The 22,762-nt window shown below is 64.6% G+C and carries 20 protein-coding genes; 6 read left to right on the forward strand and 14 right to left on the reverse strand.

What is annotated here, in order from left to right; translation table 11 throughout:
- Positions 1-35: 35 nt before the first annotated feature.
- The 13 genes from surE to NVV93_RS17980 form a co-directional block, all read right to left on the reverse strand.
- The gene (gene surE, locus NVV93_RS17920; protein WP_258251983.1) at positions 36-1,022 is read right to left on the reverse strand and encodes a 5'/3'-nucleotidase SurE; all 987 of its coding nucleotides are present in this window, start codon (positions 1,020-1,022) and stop codon (positions 36-38) included.
- Between the two features lie 128 nt (positions 1,023-1,150).
- A complete protein-coding gene (locus NVV93_RS17925; protein WP_258251986.1) occupies positions 1,151-1,606 on the reverse strand; it encodes a nuclear transport factor 2 family protein in 456 nt (151 codons plus the stop codon).
- A gap of 13 nt (positions 1,607-1,619) precedes the next feature.
- Complete coding sequence (locus tag NVV93_RS17930) at positions 1,620-2,501, reverse strand: SDR family NAD(P)-dependent oxidoreductase (protein ID WP_258251988.1); 882 nt, start codon at positions 2,499-2,501, stop codon at positions 1,620-1,622.
- A 182-nt stretch (positions 2,502-2,683) separates the two neighbouring features.
- A complete protein-coding gene (locus tag NVV93_RS17935; RefSeq protein ID WP_258251989.1) occupies positions 2,684-3,568 on the reverse strand; it encodes an SDR family oxidoreductase in 885 nt (294 codons plus the stop codon).
- A 41-nt stretch (positions 3,569-3,609) separates the two neighbouring features.
- A complete protein-coding gene (locus tag NVV93_RS17940) occupies positions 3,610-4,761 on the reverse strand; it encodes an acetyl-CoA C-acetyltransferase (protein ID WP_258251990.1) in 1,152 nt (383 codons plus the stop codon).
- A 3-nt stretch (positions 4,762-4,764) separates the two neighbouring features.
- Positions 4,765-5,823 (reverse strand): acyl-CoA dehydrogenase family protein, encoded by a 1,059-nt coding sequence (locus NVV93_RS17945; protein ID WP_258251991.1) that lies wholly within the window; start codon positions 5,821-5,823, stop codon positions 4,765-4,767.
- Between the two features lie 10 nt (positions 5,824-5,833).
- Positions 5,834-6,994: an acyl-CoA dehydrogenase family protein gene (locus NVV93_RS17950; protein WP_258251992.1), complete on the reverse strand. Its 1,161-nt coding sequence runs from the start codon at positions 6,992-6,994 to the stop codon at positions 5,834-5,836.
- A gap of 9 nt (positions 6,995-7,003) precedes the next feature.
- The gene (locus NVV93_RS17955; protein ID WP_258251995.1) at positions 7,004-7,756 is read right to left on the reverse strand and encodes an enoyl-CoA hydratase family protein; all 753 of its coding nucleotides are present in this window, start codon (positions 7,754-7,756) and stop codon (positions 7,004-7,006) included.
- 31 nt (positions 7,757-7,787) lie between these two features.
- Positions 7,788-8,894, reverse strand: a complete 1,107-nt coding sequence (locus NVV93_RS17960; RefSeq protein ID WP_258251997.1) for a nitronate monooxygenase family protein — start codon at positions 8,892-8,894, stop codon at positions 7,788-7,790.
- Entirely contained in the window at positions 8,891-9,805 is a 915-nt protein-coding gene (locus tag NVV93_RS17965) for an enoyl-CoA hydratase (RefSeq protein WP_258251998.1), read from the reverse strand. The genes NVV93_RS17960 and NVV93_RS17965 overlap by 4 nt, the downstream gene beginning before the upstream one ends.
- Before the next feature lie 13 nt (positions 9,806-9,818).
- A complete protein-coding gene (locus tag NVV93_RS17970; RefSeq protein WP_258251999.1) occupies positions 9,819-10,616 on the reverse strand; it encodes a CoA-transferase subunit beta in 798 nt (265 codons plus the stop codon).
- Between the two features lie 11 nt (positions 10,617-10,627).
- Positions 10,628-11,503, reverse strand: a complete 876-nt coding sequence (locus NVV93_RS17975) for a CoA transferase subunit A (protein WP_258252000.1) — start codon at positions 11,501-11,503, stop codon at positions 10,628-10,630.
- A gap of 11 nt (positions 11,504-11,514) precedes the next feature.
- Positions 11,515-12,405 (reverse strand): VOC family protein, encoded by an 891-nt coding sequence (locus NVV93_RS17980; protein WP_258252001.1) that lies wholly within the window; start codon positions 12,403-12,405, stop codon positions 11,515-11,517.
- Positions 12,406-13,014: 609 nt separating this feature from the next.
- Here NVV93_RS17980 and NVV93_RS17985 point away from each other — a divergent pair.
- From NVV93_RS17985 to NVV93_RS18000, 4 genes are all read left to right on the forward strand, one after another.
- The gene (locus NVV93_RS17985) at positions 13,015-14,187 is read left to right on the forward strand and encodes an acyl-CoA dehydrogenase family protein (RefSeq protein WP_258252002.1); all 1,173 of its coding nucleotides are present in this window, start codon (positions 13,015-13,017) and stop codon (positions 14,185-14,187) included.
- Positions 14,184-15,377 (forward strand): acyl-CoA dehydrogenase family protein, encoded by a 1,194-nt coding sequence (locus NVV93_RS17990; protein WP_258252003.1) that lies wholly within the window; start codon positions 14,184-14,186, stop codon positions 15,375-15,377. Before NVV93_RS17985 ends, NVV93_RS17990 begins: the two co-directional genes overlap by 4 nt.
- A 63-nt stretch (positions 15,378-15,440) precedes the next feature.
- Entirely contained in the window at positions 15,441-15,854 is a 414-nt protein-coding gene (locus tag NVV93_RS17995) for a nuclear transport factor 2 family protein (RefSeq protein WP_258252004.1), read from the forward strand.
- Between the two features lie 630 nt (positions 15,855-16,484).
- Positions 16,485-17,297 carry an endonuclease NucS domain-containing protein gene (locus NVV93_RS18000; RefSeq protein WP_258252005.1) on the forward strand — a complete coding sequence of 271 codons (813 nt, stop codon included), beginning with the start codon at positions 16,485-16,487 and terminating at the stop codon, positions 17,295-17,297.
- 718 nt (positions 17,298-18,015) lie between these two features.
- Here NVV93_RS18000 and cysQ read toward each other — a convergent pair.
- The gene (gene cysQ, locus NVV93_RS18005) at positions 18,016-18,780 is read right to left on the reverse strand and encodes a 3'(2'),5'-bisphosphate nucleotidase CysQ (protein WP_258252006.1); all 765 of its coding nucleotides are present in this window, start codon (positions 18,778-18,780) and stop codon (positions 18,016-18,018) included.
- A gap of 1,052 nt (positions 18,781-19,832) precedes the next feature.
- Here cysQ and cysD point away from each other — a divergent pair.
- On the forward strand, positions 19,833-20,819 hold the full coding sequence (cysD, locus tag NVV93_RS18010) for a sulfate adenylyltransferase subunit CysD (protein WP_258254413.1): 987 nt from the start codon (positions 19,833-19,835) through the stop codon (positions 20,817-20,819).
- Positions 20,819-22,732 (forward strand): sulfate adenylyltransferase subunit CysN, encoded by a 1,914-nt coding sequence (gene cysN, locus NVV93_RS18015; RefSeq protein WP_258252007.1) that lies wholly within the window; start codon positions 20,819-20,821, stop codon positions 22,730-22,732. The genes cysD and cysN overlap by 1 nt, the downstream gene beginning before the upstream one ends.
- The last annotated feature ends 30 nt before the right edge of the window (positions 22,733-22,762 follow it).

Here is a 22,762-nt window from a genome sequence, read left to right on the forward strand (position 1 = left end):
TCTTGGAGCGCAGGGGCTTTTTCATCGCGTTTGAATCAAGGCGTCAGGCCTTCGAGCATCTGCTTGGCCCGCGCCTGCAGCGCCGGCAACGCGGTCATATTGCCGTCGATTACGGTGATCACCGCCTTGCCCAGCCAGAGCTGGTAGCCATCGGCCTGCTGCTGCTCGGCAGTCGGAGTCGGCGGTGCCACCAGGTTGATCTGCACCACGCCGTCCGCGCCGCGCTTGGCGACCATACCGATGCCCCAGTCGCCGATCGGCGCATAGCTGACGCCTGTCACCTCGCTGGATTCGCGGGCCGGGTAGTTGATATTCAAGCCGGTGGTGCCCGGTAGCCCGAGCACGTTCAACTCGCAGAAGGGCTTGGCTTTGCCCTTGCTCTTCTCGCAGACGTTCTGGGCTTGGGCGCCGGCCGCGACGGCCTTGTCGATCACCTTGACCACGAAGTTGGCCGTGTCGTCCATGGCTCCCTGGGTCTTCAGGAAGGCGGCCTGCCGGTCGCGCATATACAGTTCCAGGTCGAGCTCAGTGGATACCGCCACCGCCGGCACCCCCTTGAACATGGCACGCACCGCAGCGTTCACTGTGCCGGACCCCTGCGTCCCCGAGCCGACGTTCTCGCCGAAGTTGGTTCCGGAAACCACCAGATCCGGCGGGTTGTCCTTGAGCAGCACGTCGAGGCCGACGTTGACCGCATCCACCGGCGTGCCAATCGCCGTGGTCTTGTCCGTCGGTGAGCTGTAGCCGGCCGGCGCGCCGACGCAGAACTTGCCGGGGGCCAGTTCGGTCACCGCCAGGGGCTGGCCGGGAACGACTACGCCGGCGGCACCTATGCCGCTGCTGTTCTTCTCCGGGCCGACCAGGGTGACCTGGTGGCCGGCGCCGACCAGTGCCTGATAGACAGCGCTGATCCCCGGCGCACGACAGCCGTCGTCGTTGGTCAGCATGATGTTCAGGGCCTGGGCCGGCTGGGCCAGGGCAAAACCGGCCAGGGCCAGTGAGGTGGCTAACAGCTGCTTCATTGTTGTTATCTCCGCTATGCCAAAGTCAAAGTGAGGGTGCAACGCTGAACCTTAAGCGGCGAATTCGAGAGCCTGCCGCTGAACAGCAGGCTATGAGTGCCGTCAGTCGCTGACCTCGCCCAAACGGACTAGGCAATGACCGGCGCCTGATGCAGACCGCACACTTCGGAAATAATCCGCGACTGCGTGGCCACGATCTTCCATTGCCCCGCGATGCGGCGGTAACGGTCCTGGTAGATGACCCCCAACTGGCGCGTGGCGCCGGTCTCTGCATCCAGGTTGAAGTAGCTGAGCGCCCAGCGCGCCTGCGCCTGGTCTTCGCTCAACAAGTCGATTTCCGGGTTGGCGCCGTGGTGGCTGTCTATTACCCGCGGCTGGCAGGCCAGGCGGCTGTACAGCTCGATGAAGTCATCACGGTTATCGAAGCAGCCTAAAGGCCCGTAATCGATCGCCACCGGCCCTTCGGCAAAACACTCCCGAATACGCTCGACCTCCTTGAGGTCACAGGCGTTCAGATAGCGATGTTTCAGTTGGCGAATGGCTTCCAATGCTTCAAGCCGGGCGATGCGCTGTTGCAGATCCATATCTCTCCCTTCCTTAACTGACCCGCGCCGGATGCACCGCTCTCGGCGCGCCCAACATCTCGCGCCAGGACGGTGGCTGGCGATCACCTGCGTCACGGATGCCGTAACGCAGCGCCAACTCGGCACTGATCAAGGTTTGCCCGGACAGGCTGGTCAGCTCGGGATCGCGCCACAGGGCGTGGATGATGCGCCCGGTGAACTGTGGGGTTTCCGCCATCGCCAGGAATTGCTCGTAGTCGTCATCGCGGCCTGAGCTGGCCAGTTCGGTACGCTGGGTCAGTTGCGGTCCCAGCCACAAGGACACAGCAGCGACGCCCTGCCCCTCGAAGTCCACCGCCATGTCCGCAGCCATCTTGTCGCAACCGGCTTTTTGCGCCCCGTACGCCGGGCCGTGCATATAGCAGCCGCCGCCGAAGGAGGAGGTAAAGGCGATCAGGCCCTGTTGAGCCTTGAGCAGCAAGGGGGCGGCGTAATAGCTCGCCACATAGGCCGAGCGCAGCCCCACCTGCAGGATGTCGGACTGCGCCAACGGCTTGGTCCAAAACGGGCCAGGCTCGATCAGCGAGTCATCGATGTAGACCGCGTTGTTGACCAGTACATCGAGATGCCCTTGCTCACGTTCGATACGCGCCAAGAGCGCCTGCACCTGGGCATCGTCGCCATGGTCACAGAGCACCGCGATCCCCTGCCCACCCGCATCGGTCACCGCTTGCGCGCTGTCGAATACCGTGCCATGCAAAATCTCACCGCGAAACCGACTGTCGCCCTCGCGCGCACTGCGCCCGGTGACGTACACCGTCATCCCGGCAGCGCCCAATGCCTCGGCTACGCCGCGCCCGACACCACGACTGGCGCCGGTAACCAGGGCCACGCCCTGCGATTTGCCTGTTTGCATCAGCATTTCCTTTTCTGCTTGGACTCGGGATATCGGTCGGTGCCAGAACGCAGCAGCACCTGTCTTTGACCAGCGGTGGAAAATGCTTCGCAGTTTTCCACCCTACGCCAACGTTCAGGCTTTGTAGGGTGGATAACGCTGTGCTTATCCACCATCACACCGGAGAGATTTGGAGCAGGCTCTCAGCTGCCGTAAACCTTCTGCGCCGGCACTTCGGCGGCGAGCAGGGCCTGCATGGCCTCGCCCACTTCCGCCGGCAGCCAGCGCGCGCCCTTGTCAATGCCTGCGGTGCTGCGCCAGCCGTCGGCGATGGAGATTCTCCCGCCCTCGGACTCGAACACCCGGCCGGTCACCCGCGCGGCATCGGCCGAGGCCAGCCAGGCCAACAGGGACGACACGTTCTCCGGCGCCCAGTAGTCGAAACTACCGTCTTCCGGCCTGGCCATGCGCGTGGCCATGGCTTCCACCGCAGTGGTCATGCCGGTGCGCGCGGCCGGAGCCACGGCGTTGGCGGTGATGCCGTAGCGCACCAGTTCAGCGGCCTGGTTCAGGGTCAGCGCAGCGATGCCGGCCTTGGCGGCGGCGTAGTTGGACTGGCCGATGGAGCCCTGCAGACCGGCGCCAGAGGTGGTGTTGATGATTCGCGCATCAACCTTGTGGCCGGCCTTGGACTGCTCGCGCCAGTGCTGCACGGCGTGGGAGCTGATGCAGAAATGCCCCTTCAGGTGCACCGCCATGATGGCGTCCCAGTCGGCCTCGGTCATGGAGGCGAACATGCGGTCGCGGTTGATCCCGGCGTTGTTCAGCACCACGTGCAGATCGCCCCAGGTCTCGATGGCCTGGCGCACCGCATTGGCGCTGTCGGCGTAGTTGGTGATATCGGAATGGTTGGCCGCCGCGCGGCCGCCGGCCGCGACGATCTCGTCCACCACCGCTTGGGCGGCGGCTTGGTTGATGTCGTTGACCAGCACGCAGGCGCCTTCAGCGGCGAACACGCGGGCATGGGCGGCACCCAGGCCGCCACCGGCGCCGGTGATGATGACGACGCGGTCGTTGAGGATTCCCATGGTCTGTTCCTTCTGTAAGTCAGGCAGGACGCGCTCGCGTCCTACAGGCGTTCGATAATGCTGACGTTGGCCTGGCCACCGCCTTCGCACATGGTCTGCAGGCCATAACGGCCGCCGGTGCGTTCCAGTTCGTGCAGCAGCGTGGTCATCAGCCGCGCGCCGGTGGCGCCCAGCGGGTGGCCGAGGGCGATGGCGCCGCCGTTGACGTTGGTCTTGGCCGGGTCGTAATCCAGTTCCTTGGCCCAGGCCATGACCACCGAAGCGAAGGCCTCGTTGATCTCCACCAGGTCGATGTCGTTCATGTGCATGCCGGCTTTCTTCAGCGCCGCGCGGGTGGCCGCGATCGGGGCGGTGAGGTGCCAGATCGGGTCGTCGCCGAGCACCGAGAGGTGGTGGATGCGCGCCCGCGGGGTCAGGTTGTAGCGCTTGAGCGCCGCTTCCGAGACCACCAGCAGGGCCGCCGAGGCATCGCAGGTCTGGCTCGACACCGCCGCGGTGATCGACGGGTACTCGCTGCCCACCGGCTCCAGGCTGGCCATTTTCTCCAGGCTGCTGACCCGTGGGGTTTCATCGAAGTCGAGGCCTTCGCAGGCGACGATCTCACGGGCGAAGCGCCCGCCCTCGGCAGCTGCCAGCGCGCGGCGATGGCTTTCCAGAGAGAACACTTCCATCTGCTCGCGGCTGAGCTGCCAGTGATCGGCGATGCGCTGGGCCGCGTAGAACTGGTTGACCGGCTGGTTACCGAAGCGTGCCTGCCAGCCCTTGCTGCCGGAGAATGGATCGGTGAAGCCCAGCGGCTGGCCGGCGAGCATCGCCGAGGAAATCGGGATCTGCGTCATGGTCTGCACGCCGCCGACCGCCACCACGTCCTGCATGCCGCTCATCACCGCCTGCGCGGCGAAATGCACGGCCTGCTGCGAGGAGCCGCACTGGCGGTCCACCGTGGTGCCCGGCACATTCAGCGGCAGGCCGGCGGCCAGCCAGCTGGTGCGGGCGATGTCGCCGGCTTGCGAACCAATGGTGTCGACGCAACCGAAGATCACGTCGTCATAGTCTTCGCCCGGAATCCCGTTGCGTTCGACCAGCGCCTTCAATACATGGGCGCCGAGGTCGATGGCGTGGACATGGGCCAGGGCGCCCTTGCGCTTGCCGGTGGGGCTGCGCAGGGCATCGACGATATAGGCTTGGGGCATGACTCAGTCCTCGAAGGTATGACCCGGGCCGAGCCGGGCGCTGTCGCCGAGCACGTAGGCGGCGACACGGGATTTGTGCAAGGCGCGGTCGCCCCAGGACGAATCCAGGGACCAGGCGCGTTTCATGAACATCTGCAGGTCGACTTCCCAGGTGTAACCCATGGCGCCATGCACCTGGATGCCGTGGCGGGCGGCCAGCCAGCTGGCTTCGCAGCAGGCCAGCCTGGCTTGCGAGACGTACACGTCGACGCCCCGCTCGCCCTTGGCCAGGGCATGGGCGGCGCGATAGAGCACCGGCTTGGCGAATTCGATCTTGGTCGCGACGTCGGCCAGGTGGTGCTTGACCGCCTGGAAGCTGCCGATCGGTTTGCCGAACTGCTTGCGCTGGGCGACGTAGTCCACCGACAGGTCGAGCATGCGCTGGGCCAGGCCCAGCAGTTGCCCGGCCACCGACAAGGCGCCACGGTTCAGCGTTTCGGCCCACAGCGCGCGGCCTGCTTCGCCACTGGCCAGGAGCGTCTCGGCGCGGGGCGTCCAGCTCACGCGGTAGAGGCGGCGCGAGGAGTCGATGCTCGGGTTGGCTTCGACGTCGACCTGCGCACGCGTCAGCGCATGCACCTCGTCGCCGTGGGCGAGAATCAGCAGATCGGCGAGCTGGGCATCGGACACCAGCGGATTGACTGGGTGGCCGATGGCCAGGCGCACGCTGCCGTCGGCGATGCGCGGCAGCCAGGCTTCCCGTAGCGGGTTCCCCGCCGGCAAGCCGTTGAGCAGGCCGGCCGCGACATAGGCGGTGTCGGCCAGGGAATCGGGGATGCCGTAGTAGCCGAGCTCCTGGGTCATCAGCGCCCAGGCCACGTCGCCCATGCCCAGGCCACCGAACTCCTCGGGCACCGACAAGGCGGTCAGGCCCTGTTCGGCGATCTTGTTGCGCAGGGCGGGCGAGCGCCCGGCGTCGGTTTCCCAAATCTCGCGGAGCATTTCCGGCGCTGCCTCAGTCATCAGAAAACGACTGATGGCCTCGCGGAACGTGAGCTGGTCATCGGTAAAGGTAAAGTCCATGGCCGGCTCCTTACTTCGGCAGGCCGAGCATCCGCTCGGCGATGATGTTGCGCTGGATCTCGTTGGTGCCGGCGTAGATCGGCCCGGCCTGGGCGAACAGGAAGCCTTCCAGCCAACCGTCGCGCTCCGCCTCGGGAGCACTGGCCAGCAGCTCGCCGCGGGCCGCGAGGATACGCATGGCGGTTTCGTGCATCTTCAGGTCGAGTTCCGACCAGATGATCTTGTTGGTGCTCGACTCGGCGCCGATCTGCGCGCCGCGGCTCAGCCGGCCCACCGTGTGGTAGGCGGACAGCGCGTAGGCTTCGGTGCCCATCCAGGCCTCAAGCACCGCATCGCGGATGCTCGGGTCGCGGTCGGCGCTCTCGCGGTTGGCCTTGTACAGCGCCACCAGCTTGCGCGCGGTGGCCTGGAAACGCGCCGGCGAACGCAGCAGCAGGCCGCGCTCGAAGCCGGCGGTGGCCATCGCCACATGCCAGCCCTGGCCTTCATCGCCGATCCGGTTGGCGACCGGCACGCGCACGTCGTCGAAGAACAATTCGGCGAAGGCGTCCTGGCCGTTCAGCGCCTTGATCGGGCGAATGGTCACGCCCGGCGCATCCAGCGGCACCATCAGGAACGTCAGGCCGTGGTGACGAGTCGAGCCGGGATCGCTGCGGAACAGGCAGAAGGCCATGTCGGCGAAGAGCGCGCGGGTCGACCAGGTCTTCTGCCCGTTGAGCACGTAATGCTCGCCGTCGCGGATCGCCTTGGAGCTGATGGCCGCCATGTCGGAACCGGCATTCGGCTCGGACCAGCCCTGCGCCCACATGATCTCGCTGGACGAGGTGCGCGGCAGGAAGTGGCGTTTCTGCGCCTCGGTGCCGAATTCCATCAGGGTCGGGCCGAGTAGGTACTGGCCGTTCTGGTTGACGCGCATCGGCGCGCCGGCCCCGTAATACTCTTCCTCGAAGATCAGCCACTCGATCAAATCGCAGCCACGGCCACCGAGGTGCTCCGGCCACATGACCATGGAGTAGCGAGCCTCGAACAGCTTCGCCTCCCAGGCGCGGTGTTGCTCGAAGCCTTCACGGGTGTCGCAGTGGGCCAGCGGCTCGCGCGGCACGTTGGCCGCCAGCCAGGCACGTACTTCCTGGCGGAAGGCTTGCTGTTTCGGGGTGTAGGCTAGGTCCATGGCGTTCTCTCAGAACTTCGCGTCGCGTTTTTCGACGAAGGCACGGCGGGTTTCCGCGGAATCCGGACTGGTGTAGGCCTGCAGGGTGAAGCCCTGCTCCCAGCGGTATTTGTCTTCCAGGTTGCCGTCTTCGATGCCGTTCAGCGCTTCCTTGGCGATGCGGATCATCGACGGGCTCTTGGCGGCGATCTTGGCGGCGATCTCCAGCGCGACTTCGCGCAGCTGCTCTTTCGGCACCACGCGCTCGATAAAGCCGTATTGCGCCGCCTCGGGCGCGCCGATCTTGTCGCCGGTGAAGAACAGGTAACGCACCTTCTGCACCGGGAACAGGCGCTGCAGGTGCGCGCCGCCGCCCATCGCGCCACGGTCGACTTCCGGCAGAGCGAAGGTCGCGCACTCGGATGCGACGACGATGTCGGCGGAGCCGGTGATGCCGATGCCACCGCCGAGGACGAAGCCGTGCACGGCGACGATCACCGGCACCGGGCTGCGGTGCACGGCCTTGAAGGTCTCGTAGTTGCCGGCGTTGACCGCGACGATGCGCTCCGGATGGGCGTCCAGTTCCTTGATGTCGACGCCGGCGCAAAAGCCGCGGCCCTCGGCGCGGATGACGATGACCCGTACCTCGGGGTCGTCGCCCAGGGCGTTGATTTGCCGCGCCAGAGCCAGCCACTCATGGCTGTCCAGGGCGTTGACCGGTGGCTTGGCGAGCACCAGTTCAGCAATGCCCGCGTCGATCTGTGTAGTGAATGCTTGGCTCATGATTGCTCTCTCCAATACTCGCAGGGGCGGCTCAGTTCAGTTGCTCGGCGCCCACCTGGGACGCCGTACGGTTGCGCCGGGCGAGCAGCGCATCGAGGCAGTGCTCGGCTTCCTCGGCGATGTCCTCGATCACTTCCCGGCAGCTCTTCAGCTCGCCGATGGCCGCCGCCACCTGACCGCTGGGCAAGATGCCCTCGTCGGGGAAGCCATCGACCATCGAGCGCTGCAGCAGCACCGGCTGGTTCGCAGCCATCACGGTTTGCGACACGGCGCCCGGGTCTTCCTTCAGCGCCTGGCGGAACACGCTGAGCATGTGCCCGAGGCTCATGCCGGTCTGCTGCTTCCACTGCCAGGCGCTGCGCAGGGCGATGCGCAGACGACCGAACGGCCCGGCCTGTTCCAGACGGTTGATAAAGGGGTTTTCGATCATGCGGTGACGCATGCCGTCGACTGCGAGGGTGACCCGCACCTGCTGCGGATCGGCGACGCTCAGGTAGCGCGCCAGGGTCGCCGCCGGAGTCGGCGATTCGCGGGTCATCAGAAACCGCGTGCCCATGGCGATCCCCGCCGCACCGGCGGCCAGCGCACTGGCCAGGCCCCGGCCGGTGGAGTAACCGCCAGCGGCGATCACTGGCACCCGCACCGCCGCCAGCACCTGGGGCAGCAGGATCGAGCTGGGCACGCCGCCGGTGTGGCCGCCGCCCTCGCCGCCCTGGATGGTGATCATGTCGGCACCCAGTTCCACCGCCTTGAGCGCATGCTTGAGCGCGCCGACCGTGGGAATGCACAGCACTCCGGCGGCCTTGAAGCGGGCGATGGTCTGCTTGTCCGGGCCACGGCCGTAGCTGACAGCGCGCAGGCGGTACTGGATCGCCAGGTCGACGCACTGCGCGGCGTTTTCCTGGAACATGTGGAAATTCAGGCCGAAGTTGCTGCCGCCGGTGGCGGCGATGACCTTCTTGATCTCGCCTTCGATGGCGTCGGCGGCGATGGTCGCCCCGGCGAGGAAGCCGAAGCCCCCCGCCTGGGTGGTGGCGATCACCATATTGGCATCGGCGACCCAGCCCATGGCCGTCTGCACGATCGGGTAGCGGCAACCCAGCGCTTCGGTCAGTGGTGTGTTCAGCCAGCTGCTCATGCCTGTTTCCCGTCGCCCGCAGCCTGCTTGTTGGCCTGGGCCATGCCCTTGGCATCGAAGCCGCCGAGCTTGTCGCCGGAGAGCAATTCGTTGTGGGCGTGGGCGAAGTGGTGCCAGGCGAATACCGCATCCATCGCGGTACGTTTGCCGGCCAGATCCTCGACGTGATTGATCGCCTGCTTGGTCAGCGCCAGGCCCATGCGCGGCTGCTTGGCGACTTTCTCCGCGAGTGCGTAGGTGGTCGCCTCAAGCTCCTCACGTGACACCACGCGGTTGACCATGCCGACCTCGTAGGCACGGGCCGCCGGCATGCGGTCGCCGGTGAAGAGGAATTCCTTGGCGATGCGCGGATCCATCTCGTAGGGATGGGCGAAATACTCCACCCCCGGAATGCCCATGCGCACCACCGGGTCCTGGAAGAAGGCGTCATCGCTGGCGACGATCAGATCGCAGACCCAGGCCAGCATCAGCCCGCCGGCGATGCAGGCGCCCTGCACCATGGCGATGGTCGGCTTGGGCAGCTCGCGCCAGCGCCGGCACATGCCCAGGTACACCTCCTGCTCGCGGGCATACAGCTGCTCGCCGCCGGGCTTGTTGGTGTGGTCCCACCAGAGGTGTGCACGCTCGAACTCTTTGTTGATGTCGCGCCCCGGCGTACCGATGTCATGGCCCGCCGAGAAATGCTTGCCCGCCCCGCGCAGCACGATGACTTTGACCGCGTCATCGTTGACTGCCTGACGAAAGGCGGCGTCCAGCGCATAGGTCATCTGCGAGTTCTGCGCGTTGTTGAAGCCTGTCCGGTTCATGGTCACCGTGGCGATACCGTCGGCCACGCTGTACAGCACCGGTTCATCGGTCTCGTAGACCGAGTTGTCCTCGCGGAGGACGAATTCGCTGTCGTTGCTCATCATCGATTTCCTCGTCTCAGGCCGCGCGGATGCCGGCAGGGTTGCCCTTGATCTGCGCAGCGCGGTAATCGTGGGGGTCGAGCCGGCGGATCAGCGCCAACTGCTCGGCGGTCGGGTGTGCGGTTTCTTTCAGCTGCGGCGACTTGAGCAACGGGAAGCCGGTTTTTTCCTGCACTTCCTCGAAGCTCACGCCCGGGTGCAGGGAACGAACCTGCACGGCGCGCTCGGGGCCGTCGAAATCCATCACGCAGAGGTCGGTGACGATCACGCGGATGTCCATCAGGTCGCGGCGCACGCCCTCCGGCCAACGCTCGGCCTTGAAGCCGACGCCGGAGACCATGTCCACCTCACCGCTGACGAACACACGGGTGTTGTGGTTCGGCACGAAGAACGAGTTGATGTGGTTGATGCTGTTGCCCGGCAGGCCGCGCACGCCGAGGATCGCGGTCTTCGGCTTGTGGTAGTCGCCGACGCAGGACAGGTTGGTCTGGCCCCAGCGGTCGACCTGGGTCGGGCCGATCATGGCGTGGCGGCGACCGCCCCAGACGCACTCGAAGACCCGTTCGAAACTCAGGTAGCCGGAGTACTTGGGCACGTAATCGCCGCGTGGGCCGAGCGGAATCGGCTCTTCGACCAGGAACGCCTCGCTGTCGGTCATCAGCAGTTCCGGGCTGTGGCTGAGCTTGGCCAGGCTGGCGCCCAGGCGCGGGATCACGCCCAGGCCCGAGGCGACCACTTCGCCGTTGCCGCGCCAGGCTTCGCTGGCGGCGACGATCATCAGTTCCGCGAGGGTGAAATCACAGGTAGCAGACATTTCCATCCTCCTCAGAACACCGGCATGGGCAGCTTGCCCAGGCGCTCGGCACCGCCGTTTTTGTCTTGATAAGCCAGCTCGCCGGGGGCGACGAATTCGTCGACATAGGCCTGCCAGCCGCCCTCTTCTTGGCTACTTGCGACATAGCGCTTGAAGTGGCTCATGTCCCAGCCGTAGTCGGACGGGCACGAAGTCGGGTGCGCACCGAACGGCGCATGCACCACGCCGCTCACCAGGTAGCGCTCGAAGGTGTTGCCACGGGCCTGCTCGGCGGTCAGCTCGAGGCGTTCCTCGAGTTTTTCGCAGGACACGAAGCACTGCTGCGCGGCGCGGGCGAACAGGTGATCGAAGTACGGGTCCGGGCCGGTCACCAGGGTGTTGCCCAGGCGGTCGGCGACGTTGACGTGGAGGAAGGCCACGTCCAGGTTCAGCGCCGGCATGGCCAGCAGCACTTCGCCGTCGGCGTAGGGCGACTGGATGGTCTTCAGTTCGGGGTTGAGGCGGGTCACGTCGGTGGCCAGGCCGCAGCGGGTCGGCAGGAACGGCAGGCGCATGCCGGCGGCGCGCAGGCCCCACTCGAACATGCCCTCGTCGACCTCCATCAGCTCCAGCTCACCGGCCTCGCGGGCCTTACGGTAGTAGGGCTCGAGCGGGATGGCGTCGAGCGTGGCGAAGCCGAACACCAGCTTCTTGACCTTGCCGGCGGCACACAGCATGCCGACTTCCGGGCCGCCGTAGGCGACCACGGTCAGGTCCTTGACGCTGGAACGCAGGATCTCGCGGACAATGGCCATCGGCTTGCGCCGCGGGCCCCAGCCGCCGAAGCCGATGGTCATGCCATCGCGCAGTTGGGCGACGGCATCGGCCGCCGTCAGTTGCTTGTTCATGGCGCTACTCCTTACTGCTGGCCGACCGAGAAGTCGTGCCCCCAAATGCTGACGCGGGTGAATTCGAACGCCGAATGCTCGGCCCAGTCGACTTGCAAACCGCCGAAGCCGTACTCCAGGTCGAAGCCCGACGGGGTCTTCATGTAGAACGAGGTCATCTGGTCATTCAGGTGCTGACCGAGCGTCGCCGACAGCTGGACGTTGTGCGCCAGCAGGCGGTCGTGGGCACGCCCCACTTCGGTCATCGAATCCACTTCCACCATCACGTGCACGCAACCGGAGGGCGTCGGGTACTCGGCCAGTGCCAGGGAGTGATGACGGGCGTTGCGGCAATGCAGGAAGTGGATGCGCACCGGCGGCGCCGACGGGTCGGGACGGAAGTTGAAGATGTCCGACAGCTCGAAGCCCAGCACATCCTTGGCGAACGCCAGGGTCGCGTCAAAGTTCGGCGCCGGCAGCACGGTATGCCCAAGGCCCATGTCGCCGGTGAGGAAGCGAGGCACGCCCTGCGGCGAGACGAACGGCAAGCAGTCGGAACGGTGGCCCCAGCTCAGCTCGTGGCGATTGCCGGACGGATCGACCACCACCGCCAGCGCCTGCACGCCGCGCTGCTCGACTTCCGCCGCAGAGCCCGGCTCCCAGCTCACACCGGCCTGATCCAGCGCCTTGACGGCGGCTTTGAACGCGGTTTCGTTGGCCAGCTCCCAGCCGGACGCCAGGTAACGCTGCGCCGGGCCTTCGACGATCAGCATGCGGAACGGCCGCTCGTCCATCTTCACGTACAGGCCACCACCCGGCGCCGGCGTCACCATCATGCCGAGCACGTCCTCGGCGTAGCGCTGCCATTCACTGAGGTTCTCGATTTGAGCGACGAAATAGCTCAACCCGCGGATATCGATCATGTCCTGCTCCCGAATGACTGGACCCTTGATGGCAGCCATTGTGCGAAGCGCGGGCCAGCCGCTCATCGTCCGTTGAGACTACGCAAATGGGGTGTCACGCCCCGCCCGATGGGCCGTAGCAGTCGTAGATGTCGGCAGGCATTCCCGTGTCCGGCCCTGCGGCCGGTCGGTGGGTTACGACCTGCGGCCTAACCCACCCTACGAAAAATCAAGCCATTAAAGCCCGACGGGACGCCCGTGATACCTGCGGCGATGAATCGTAGGGCGGGCGCAACCCGCGTGACGCCCCTACCGGCGGGTTGCACCCGCCCTACCATGCTCGGGTCGGCACCGCTGGTGGGTTACGCCGCTACGCGGCTAACCCACCCTACAAAAGCGTTGCGTGTTGAGACGTGCAAGCCCGCCAGGTGATGCCTGCGGCGATGAATCGTAGGGCGGGTGCAACCCGCGTGACGCTCCTACCGGCGGGTTGCACCCGCCCTACCAGGCTGTTCCCGCTTCATTCGCGAACGAAACGGGAACAGCCCCTAGTCCGTTTCAATGATTCGACCCGATTGCAGGTATTCCAAACTGCACGCACGACCAGACTGAGCCAAAGACGGGTGCCCCATGGAGTTTGCTTTCAACGACGAACAACGGCTGATCCAGGAGACGGCCGCACGCTTTCTCGCCGAAGTTTCCGACTCCGCCGCCGTGCGCGCGGCCATGGTCAGCGCACCGGGTTACGAACCTGCCGTGTGGGCACGGATCGCCGAGGAGATGTATTGGCCGGCCCTGCATATCCCCGAGCAGTACGGCGGGCTGGGGCTGGGCCTCGTCGAGCTGAGCATCCTGCTGGAGCAAATGGGCCGCTACCTGCTCTGCGCGCCCTTCTATGCCACCGCCTGCCTGGCCACCCCGGCACTGCTGCTCAGCGACAACCAAGCACTGAAAGAACAGTGGCTGCCCGCCATCGCCGCCGGCACCAGCACCGCCACCCTGGCCTTCGCCGGCAATAACAGCTGGGATGCCGACAGCGTGCAGGCCGTGGTGCAGCCATGCGCCAATGGCTACCGCCTGAACGGCGAGTACCTGCAGGTGGTCGACGGCGCCCAGGCCGATCTGCTGATCGTCGCCGTCCGCAGCCCAGGCACGAGTGGCGAGGCCGGCATCAGCCTGTTCGCCCTGCCCGCCAGCACCCCAGGCGTGGCGCGCCACACCCTGCCGACCCTGGACCAGACCCGGCGCCTCGCGCGCATCGAACTGCACAACGTCGAGCTGAGCGCCGCCGACCTGCTCGGCGCGTTCGGCGCAAGTGGGCCACTGCTGCGCGAGGTGCTGCAGATCGCCTGCATCGGCCTCGCTGCCGAGCAGGTCGGCGGCGCCCAGCAGGCGCTGGATCTGACCCTCGCCTACACCCGCGAGCGCCAGCAGTTCGGCCGCGCCATCGCCAGCTTCCAGGCTGTCAAGCACCGCTGCGCCGACCTGATGCTGGAGCTCGAATGCGCCCGATCGGCGGCCTATTACGCCGCCTGCGTGGCCCAGGAACGCCTCGACCCGCATGGCGATGCAGCCGTGCGCAGCGAACTGGCGGTCGCCGCGGCGACGGCGAAGATCCACGCCTCGGAAGCCTTCTTCCACGGCGCCGCGGATGCCATCCAGCTGCACGGTGGGGTTGGCTTCACCTGGGAATACGACCCGCACCTGTACTTCAAACGCGCCCGCGCCAGCGAGCAGTTCCTCGGCACCCCGGCCGTGCACCGCGAGCGCCTGGCCGTCCAGATCCTAGGAGAACAGCTATGAAAATCGGCTTCAGCACGCAAGACGAGCAGTTCCGCGCGGAAGTCGCCGACTGGATGAGCACCCATCTGCGCGGCGCCTTCGAGCCCCTGCGCTTTCGCGGCGGGCCCGGCGACGAACACATGTTCCCCAGCGAACGCAAAGCCTGGGAGCGCGAACTGGCCGCCGGCGGCTGGACCGGCGTCGGCTTGGCGCCCGAGCACGGCGGCCGTGGCCTGAGCATCAGCCAGCAGGTGATCTTCAACGAGGAGTACGCCCGCGCCGGCGGCCCCGGACGCATGGGCCACATCGGCGAAGGCCTGGTCGCCCCGACCCTGGCCGCGTTCGGCACCCCCGCCCAGCAACAGCGTTTCCTGCCCGGCATCCTCGCCGGCACGCAGTTCTGGTGCCAGGGCTACTCCGAACCCGGCGCCGGCTCCGACCTGGCCAACGTCAAGACCCGCGCGGCACTCAACGAGGCCGGCGATAGCTGGCTGATCAGCGGCCAGAAAGTCTGGACCTCCATGGCCCACGAGTCGGACTGGTGCTTCGTCCTCGCCCGTACCGAGCCCGGCAGCGTCGGCCATCACGGCCTGTCGTTCCTGCTGGTGCCGATGGCGCAGGCCAACATCAGCGTGCAGCCGATCCAGCAACTGACCGGCACCGCGGAATTCAACGAGGTGTTCTTCGACCAGGCGCAAACCGCAGCGGACAACATGATCGGCCAGCCCGGCGACGGCTGGAAAATCGCCATGGCCCTGCTCGGCTTCGAGCGCGGCGTATCGACCCTCGGCCAGCAGATGCAGTTTCAAAACGAACTGGAAGAGATCATCCGCATCGCCAAGAGCAACGGCGCCGCCCAGGACCCGATCCTGCGCCAGCGCCTGGCCCAGGCCTGGGCCGGCCTCAAAGTGCTGCGCTACAACTCGTTGCGCATGCTCTCCGGCAGCCAGGACGGCAGCCTGCGCCGCGAAGCGATGATCTACAAACTGGCCTGGTCCACCTGGCACGCCGAACTCGGCAAACTGGCCATGGACGTGCTCGGCGCCGCCGGCGAAATCCTCGAAGGCGCACCCTACGAGCTGTCACGCCTGCAGTCACTATTTCTCTTCACCCGCGCCGACACCATTTACGGCGGCAGCAACGAGATCCAGCGCAACATCATCGCCGAACGCGCCCTCGGCATGCCTCGCGAACCCCGGGCACGGGCCTGAACGCCCTTTGCCCGCTCCTCTTGACCGGCCTCTGGCCGGTCTTTTTTTTCTTGGAGATTCACCATGACCACTACGTTGGATGACCGCCTGGCGATCCAGGACCTGCTCTACCGCTATGCCCGCGCCGCCGACGACAAGGACACGGCCGCCTACCGCGCCTGCTTCTCCAGCAACGGTGTCGCCGTTCACTGGGCGGATTTCGTGGTAACCGACGGCGCGACCATCATCGACTCGCTCAGCCAGTACCAGTGGACCATGCACAAGGTGTTCAACCATGCCTTCGAGGTCGAGGGCGATCGTGCCCGGGGCTACACCTACTGCCTGGCGACCCACGTAGCTGACGAGCAAGGGCAGCGCCGCAAGGAGGACTGGCACGTTCGCTACGACGACGAACTGCTGCGCGAAAACGGCCAATGGCGCTTCCTGCGGCGCGAAGTGCAGGTCGGCCTTATCGAGAAAGTCGACCTGCAAGACTGACCGACAACCACGCCCCCGATGTTCCGCAAGAACCGAAGACAGCCCGCATCACGAAACGAAACTCCACAACAGCGGATAGCGCGGCGCGTTATCCGCCCTACTGCTCGACGTTCAGCGAAACTTCCGCACACTCCGCAGCTCCCCTGTCAGCAGGCCGAACGGAGTCGTTGCGGAAAAGGCCAGGCGCGCAGCCACGAGCGCGCGTATTGGCATCGCATTTGACCGGCCAATTGCATTGCACTGACCAATCAATAGCATGCGGCATGACCAATACACGCCGTAGTGACGACCGGCCGCACACGCCCCATAGCGGGCGTTCGCGAGAGGCAGATATCGGCCATTAGCTGCCCTTCGAATCTATCGCCTCCTGACGTCGGACGACCTCTGGTCGCGCCTTCGCCAGCTCCTGGCCGGCCGAAAGCAGCCTAGGCTAACTGCATTGGTCTTTTTGATGAGGACTGATGCGTACCTTCTCAGGCGTTTTTCCTGATCCCAGTCAATAACCACGGCCAGAGGGGGTGTACAAAAACTACAGATCTTGCCGTTCGATCTTTCTCCTCTCTGCCGGTTAGGCACACCGTCCGACGGAAATTGGAAGCTCTATGATTGCCGCAGCTGGAGTTATTCACCATGCATGAGCGAGCCCTTGAGATACTTGTTAGAAGCTGTTTGGAGGATATCTTAGGAACTGGCTGGAGTGTGCTTGCTCAGCAACTTTCGCTGCCATCTGGACGTTTAGATCTGCTAATTGCGGATGGCGCTGGAAATCGTCATCTCATCGAACTGAAGAAGGGGCGCGCTAAGCCGGACGCGATCACTCAAGCTATACGCTATTCCGAAGAACTGTCTGCCTTGCTGGATTGCGCCACAGTAATCCCATGGGTTGTTGCTCATGAGATACCCATCCAAGTCGCTGAGCAAGCCGAAAACTCAGGAGTCAAGACGCTTGCTATCTCATATTCGAAATGTGAGGCACTAATGTTGGCACGCGGTCTTGGTGAGAAAGATCTTATTGGCGAACGCAGAGCTGCCGGCGTATTACATGGAGGCACTGGAAAATCGGGTCTATGGGAAGCAATCGACAATGAGGAGGCGTTCAGTGAAATGCCGTACGCCATGGCCTCGCTATTGCGTGAACTCGAAAGAACTATGCATTTCATTGTGCAGTCGGGAAGGATGCAAACCGCTGTTTACTACCGTGGAGTAAAACTTGGTGGCGTAAATCGCAAGCACCGTCACTGCTACATTTCGTCCGGTGTTGTCCTCCGAAGTGATTTTACTGAATTTCTTTCGCGCCACGGGTTTAGGCGGAAATGTAAGACCCAGGCATCAAGCTCCCATGAGCATATTTGGTGGGACGCACCGTTGCAGAACTCCTTAGAGTTCGGTTCGGTATTGCAGCAGGCCAAGCTCGTCGTTGATCGTTCACTTCGCTTGATGTAAGACTTTTTCGCTTGCCGCAAGAACCTATCCAACTAGCTGCTCAAGCCTTTTGAAGTATTGGTGCAGAAAGTGGATGTATTTATTTTTGCCTGCCCCAGAACTGTCTGGGTGTAGGCATGGCTAGGCTAAAGAAAATAAATATGTCCCAACTTTCGGAGTACTGACCATGTCCAATGGGTATCTATACCTGCTCGTCCACAGTGGTGGCGATGTGTTCAAGGTTGGTATCAGCAAGGTTCCTACCAGCCGTCTCCACAAGCACACCCGCCAAGCAAGGTAGCCTGGATAGAAATTGGTGGAAAACGCTGCGCGGTTTTCCACCCTACTCGAACTCGAGGGCGGTGTAGGGTGGACAACGTTTACTTGTCCACCGGCTTTGCGATCGGCCGCTCTTGGCCGTTTTCCTCCGGCGTGCACTGGTTAAGCCGCGTGCAGAATGGTCAGTAGGAATGCAATTGGGTGGTCGAGTCAGTGCAATTACGCCACGAGCGACGTGAATGTCGCGACGACTGCATGGATACAGGACAGGAAGCCAAAACCGAGAGCGTCGATCAGACTCGTAGGGTGGGTTAGCCGTAGGCGTAACCCACCGACCCTGCTGGACACTGATGTTCAGGCCGGCACCGCTGGTGGGTTACGCCGCTGCGCGGCTAACCCACCCTACAAAAGCGGTTCGCAACACCTAACGGGTACATAGCCAAACCAAAACCGAGAGGGCCTACAAGCCGCTGGCATAGAAATGCGGGTTGTCCAGACCGTCCTTGCCATAGCGCAGCGCATCGCCGGCCAGGGTGCGGATCTGTCCACCGGCCGCCACTAGCACCGCATGTCCGGCGGCGATGTCCCACTCCATGGTGCGCCCCAGGCGCGGATAGAGATCCGCCTCGCCGGCGGCGACCAGGCAGATCTTCAGCGATGAGCCTGCGCTTTTCAGCGAGCGCACCTTGCGCCCGTCGAGGAATTTATCCAGCGCCTCGGCGTCGCCATGGGAACGGCTGGCGACCACGTCCAGGCCCTCTTCCGACACCGCCCGGCAGTGGATGGCCTGGCGCTGCCCGGCCTGTTCGATAAAGGCTCCGCAACCACGGGCACCGGCGAACAGGCGCTCCAGCGCGGGTGCCAGAACCACCCCCAGCACCGGTTCGCCGTTATCGATCAGGGCGATGTTGACGGTGAACTCGCCATTGCGATTGATGAATTCCTTGGTGCCGTCCAGCGGGTCCACCAGCCAGAAGCGCTGACCCACCTCGGGTACCTGACCGGCGGCGGCGGCCTCTTCGGAGATCACCGGGATCTCCGGCGTGCGCGCCGCCAGGGCTTGCAGAATCAAGGCCTCGGCCCGTTCGTCGGCCTCGGTCACCGGGGACGCATCCTCTTTGCCGCGCACCTCGAAATCCGAGCGGTACACCGCCATCACCAGCTCGCCCGCTGCGCGAGTAATGCCGATGACGTCTTCGAGCAGAACAGCCATTGGCTCGTTCATGGGTCTCTCCTGTTTTTTGTTGTTCGACTAATCCATACGGCCTATGCGCCGTTTTCGGGATAGGGGAACAGTACAGGCATCCACGGTATCGCCAATCAGCAACTGGATGTTTAACAGGAGCGCCTGTGTCCCACGGCAAGCAGCTATCCATTCCCCAGATCAACACGCTACGCCTGCGCGCCGTGCAGTTGCGCATCGCCGGCAATACGCTCAAGGCGATCGCTCAGGACACCGGCCTCTCGGCGCCGACCATCATCGCGGCCCACAAGGCCTGGCAAAGCGGCGGCTGGAATGCCGTACCGGTGCGCGAGCGCGGGCGCAAGCAAGGCGAAGGCCGCAGCCTCTCGGCGCAGCAAGAGCAGCACATCTACCAATTGCTGGTCAGCTCGGCACCGGAGCGGCACCAGCTGCCCTTCCTGCTCTGGCAACTGGAGGCCATGCAGGAGTTGGTCAAGCGCCTGCATGATATCGACTTGCCGGAGCGCACCGCCGCCCATTACCTGCAACGCTGGCAGCTGAATGCCGAGCGCCCGGCCAAGCGCGTCGCCAATGCCTCGCCGGCAGTGCAGCGCTGGTACCGCGGCACCTACCGGCAGATCCTCGCCCAGGCCCGCACGGAGAACGGCGAGATCCACTGGATCGACGACTTCGGCGCGCGCAACGCGCAGGGCAAGCTCAGTTACGGCGTGCTACGCGCGGTCAGCAACCGCGGCAAGGTGCTCTGGCTGCCTTACGAAGGCGGCTTGCGCGCCCCCCACCTGGAAGAGTTCTTCGAGCGCCTGCAACGTTCGGCCGAACGCAAGGTGTTCGCCCTGCTCTCGGGCATGCACTGGCAGCGCGCCGCCACGTTCAGCACCTGGGCCGGGGAACGCGCGGAGCGCCTGCACCTGTTCCACCTGCCCGAAGCCAACGAGATGCTCAGCGGTGCCCGCGAGTTGGCGACGCACATCCGTCAACAGGCCGTCCGCGCCAGCAATGACGATGTGCTCGACAACGCGTCCGATGCCGCTCCCACCCTTCCCAGCAACCCCATGCTGCACATGTTGCGCCTGATGTTAAAACATCAAGTCGCGCATAAATCCGAGCGACAGGGGTTGTACGTTGAGAAACGACAACAACAAAGAGCGGAGAAAAAATCTATGACGCTTACTCATCTACAACGCCTGGAAGCCGAGAGCATCCAGGCGATGCGCGAAGTGGTCGCCGAAGCCGACAACCCGGTCATGCTCTACTCCATCGGCAAGGACAGCGCGGTCATGCTGCACCTGGCGATGAAGGCCTTCTATCCGGCCAAGCCCCCCTTCCCCCTGCTGCATGTCGACACCACCTGGAAGTTCCAAGACATGTATCGCTTCCGCGATCAGATGGTGGCCAAACTTGGCCTGGAGCTGCTGACCCATACCAACCCGGAAGGCCTTGAAATGGGCATCAGCCCGTTCAAGCACGGCTCGCAGATCCACACCGAGATCATGAAGACCGAGGGCCTGAAGCAGGCGCTGGATCACTACGGCTTCGATGCGGCCTTCGGCGGCGCACGCCGTGACGAGGAAAAATCGCGGGCCAAGGAACGGATTTTCTCCTTCCGCTCCGATCAGCACCGCTGGGACCCGAAGAATCAGCGACCGGAACTCTGGCACCTGTACAACGCGCGTAAACACAAGGGTGAGTCGATCCGCGTGTTCCCCCTGTCCAACTGGACCGAGCTGGACATCTGGCAATACATCCATCTGGAGAACATCCCGATCGTCCCGCTGTACTTCTCCGCGCCGCGTCCGGTGGTCGAGCGCGACGGCATGCTGGTCATGGTCGATGACGAGCGCATGCCGCTCAACCCTGGCGAAGTGCCAATGATCCGCAACGTGCGCTTCCGCACCCTGGGCTGCTACCCGCTCACCGGCGCGGTCGAGTCCGAGGCCGACACCCTGCCCAAGATCATTCAGGAAATGCTGCTGACCCGCACTTCCGAGCGCCAGGGCCGCATGATCGATCACGACTCGGCGGCATCGATGGAGAAGAAAAAACAAGAGGGGTACTTCTAATGGCACACGTATCTGACCTGATTGCCGAGGACATCGAGCAATACCTCAAAGCCCACGAGCACAAGAGCCTGCTGCGTTTCATCACCTGCGGCAGCGTGGACGACGGCAAGAGCACCCTGATCGGACGCCTGCTGTACGACTCGAAAATGCTCTTCGAAGACCAGATGGAAGCGCTGGAAGCCGACTCCAAGAAAGTCGGCACCCAGGGTGGCGAGCTGGACTTCGCCCTGCTGGTGGACGGCCTGGCCGCCGAGCGCGAGCAAGGCATCACCATCGACGTGGCCTACCGTTTCTTCTCCACCGATCAGCGCAAGTTCATCGTCGCCGACACCCCCGGCCACGAGCAGTACACCCGCAACATGGTCACCGGTGCCTCCACCGCGGACGTGGCGGTGGTGATGATCGATGCCCGCCGCGGCGTGCTGACCCAGTCCAGGCGTCACAGCTTTCTGGCCTCGCTGATCGGCATTCGCAAGGTGGTGCTGGCGGTCAACAAGATGGACCTGATGGACTACTCGGAGAAGGTCTTCAACGACATCGTTGACGACTACCGCGCCTTCGCCAAGCAGATCAACCTGCAGGATGTCACCGCCATCCCGATGTCGGCGCTACGCGGTGAGAACATCACCGAGCAGAGCGCGCACATGCCCTGGTACCGCGGCACCACGCTGATGGGCTATCTGGAAACCGTCGAGATCGACGAAGCGCACCAGCAGAAGCTGTCGTTCCGCATGCCGGTGCAGTGGGTCAACCGTCCCAACCTGGATTTCCGTGGCTTCACCGGCACCATCGCCAGCGGCGTGGTACGCCCCGGTGACCGCGTACGGGTTCTGCCGGCCGGGCAAGAGAGCCATATCGCCCGCATCGTGACCCTCGACGGTGACCTGCAGCAGGCCGTGGCTGGACAGTCCATCACCCTGACCCTGACCGACGAAGTCGATTGCAGTCGCGGCGACGTGCTGGCCACCGCAGAAGACCCGGCCAGCGTGGCCGATCAGTTCCAGGTCAGCCTGATCTGGATGCACGAACAACCCATGCTCGGCGGTCGCCCCTACCTGATGAAGATCGGCGGCAAGACCCTGCCGGTGACCTTGGCGGCGCCCAAGTACAAGATCAACGTCAACACCATGGAGCATCTGGCGACCAAGGAACTGGCGCTGAACGAAATCGGCGTGTGCAACCTCTCCAGCAGCCAGCCGATCGCCTTCGACCCCTACAAGGACAACCGCGAAACCGGCAGTTTCATCCTCATCGACCGCCTGAGCAACGCCACCGTTGGTGCGGGCCTGATCGAGTTCTCCCTGCGCCGCTCGCAGAACATCCATATGCAGCACGTCGACGTGAGCAAGAAGGCGCGCGCCGAGCAGATGGGTCAGAAGCCGGTGCTGCTGTGGTTCACCGGGCTGTCCGGGGCCGGCAAGTCGGCCATCGCCAACCTGCTGGAAACCCGTCTGTACGCCCGCGGCCGGCATACCTATCTGCTCGACGGCGACAACGTGCGCCACGGCCTGAACCGCGACCTGGGCTTCACCGACGGCGACCGCGTGGAGAACATTCGCCGGGTGGCCGAGGTCGGCAAGCTGTTCGTCGACGCCGGCCTGATCGCCATCACCGCCTTCATTTCGCCCTTCCAGTCCGAGCGTGAAATGGCCCGCAAACTGCTGGGGGAGGATGAGTTCCTCGAGATCTTCATCGACACGCCGCTGGCGGTGGCCGAAGAGCGCGACCCGAAGGGGCTGTACAAGAAGGTTCGCCGTGGTGAGTTGAAAAACTTCACCGGCATCGACTCGCCCTACGAGGCCCCGGACGCCCCCGACATCCACATCCAGACCACTCGGATGACGCCGGAGCAGGCGGTGGATCGGATCATCGCCACGCTGGTCGAGCGCGAAATCATCAGCCCGGACTACTGACAGACGCGGTCTCCCCCGCAATGGCGTCAT

The sequence above is a fragment of the Pseudomonas sp. LS44 genome (assembly GCF_024730785.1).
Classification (GTDB): Bacteria; Pseudomonadota; Gammaproteobacteria; order Pseudomonadales; family Pseudomonadaceae; genus Aquipseudomonas.

Excerpts from the sequence above, each read along its gene's own strand:
- surE (WP_258251983.1), bottom strand. The coding sequence starts at position 1,022 with ATGAAGCAGCTGTTAGCCACCTCACTGGCCCTGGCCGGTTTTGCCCTG.
- NVV93_RS17925 (WP_258251986.1), bottom strand. The coding sequence starts at position 1,606 with ATGGATCTGCAACAGCGCATCGCCCGGCTTGAAGCATTGGAAGCCATT.
- NVV93_RS17930 (WP_258251988.1), bottom strand. The coding sequence starts at position 2,501 with ATGCAAACAGGCAAATCGCAGGGCGTGGCCCTGGTTACCGGCGCCAGT.
- NVV93_RS17935 (WP_258251989.1), bottom strand. The coding sequence starts at position 3,568 with ATGGGAATCCTCAACGACCGCGTCGTCATCATCACCGGCGCCGGTGGC.
- NVV93_RS17940 (WP_258251990.1), bottom strand. The coding sequence starts at position 4,761 with ATGCCCCAAGCCTATATCGTCGATGCCCTGCGCAGCCCCACCGGCAAG.
- NVV93_RS17945 (WP_258251991.1), bottom strand. The coding sequence starts at position 5,823 with ATGGACTTTACCTTTACCGATGACCAGCTCACGTTCCGCGAGGCCATC.
- NVV93_RS17950 (WP_258251992.1), bottom strand. The coding sequence starts at position 6,994 with ATGGACCTAGCCTACACCCCGAAACAGCAAGCCTTCCGCCAGGAAGTA.
- NVV93_RS17955 (WP_258251995.1), bottom strand. The coding sequence starts at position 7,756 with ATGAGCCAAGCATTCACTACACAGATCGACGCGGGCATTGCTGAACTG.
- NVV93_RS17960 (WP_258251997.1), bottom strand. The coding sequence starts at position 8,894 with ATGAGCAGCTGGCTGAACACACCACTGACCGAAGCGCTGGGTTGCCGC.
- NVV93_RS17965 (WP_258251998.1), bottom strand. The coding sequence starts at position 9,805 with ATGATGAGCAACGACAGCGAATTCGTCCTCCGCGAGGACAACTCGGTC.
- NVV93_RS17970 (WP_258251999.1), bottom strand. The coding sequence starts at position 10,616 with ATGTCTGCTACCTGTGATTTCACCCTCGCGGAACTGATGATCGTCGCC.
- NVV93_RS17975 (WP_258252000.1), bottom strand. The coding sequence starts at position 11,503 with ATGAACAAGCAACTGACGGCGGCCGATGCCGTCGCCCAACTGCGCGAT.
- NVV93_RS17980 (WP_258252001.1), bottom strand. The coding sequence starts at position 12,405 with ATGATCGATATCCGCGGGTTGAGCTATTTCGTCGCTCAAATCGAGAAC.
- NVV93_RS17985 (WP_258252002.1), top strand. The coding sequence starts at position 13,015 with ATGGAGTTTGCTTTCAACGACGAACAACGGCTGATCCAGGAGACGGCC.
- NVV93_RS17990 (WP_258252003.1), top strand. The coding sequence starts at position 14,184 with ATGAAAATCGGCTTCAGCACGCAAGACGAGCAGTTCCGCGCGGAAGTC.
- NVV93_RS17995 (WP_258252004.1), top strand. The coding sequence starts at position 15,441 with ATGACCACTACGTTGGATGACCGCCTGGCGATCCAGGACCTGCTCTAC.
- NVV93_RS18000 (WP_258252005.1), top strand. The coding sequence starts at position 16,485 with ATGCATGAGCGAGCCCTTGAGATACTTGTTAGAAGCTGTTTGGAGGAT.
- cysQ (WP_258252006.1), bottom strand. The coding sequence starts at position 18,780 with ATGAACGAGCCAATGGCTGTTCTGCTCGAAGACGTCATCGGCATTACT.
- cysD (WP_258254413.1), top strand. The coding sequence starts at position 19,833 with ATGTTAAAACATCAAGTCGCGCATAAATCCGAGCGACAGGGGTTGTAC.
- cysN (WP_258252007.1), top strand. The coding sequence starts at position 20,819 with ATGGCACACGTATCTGACCTGATTGCCGAGGACATCGAGCAATACCTC.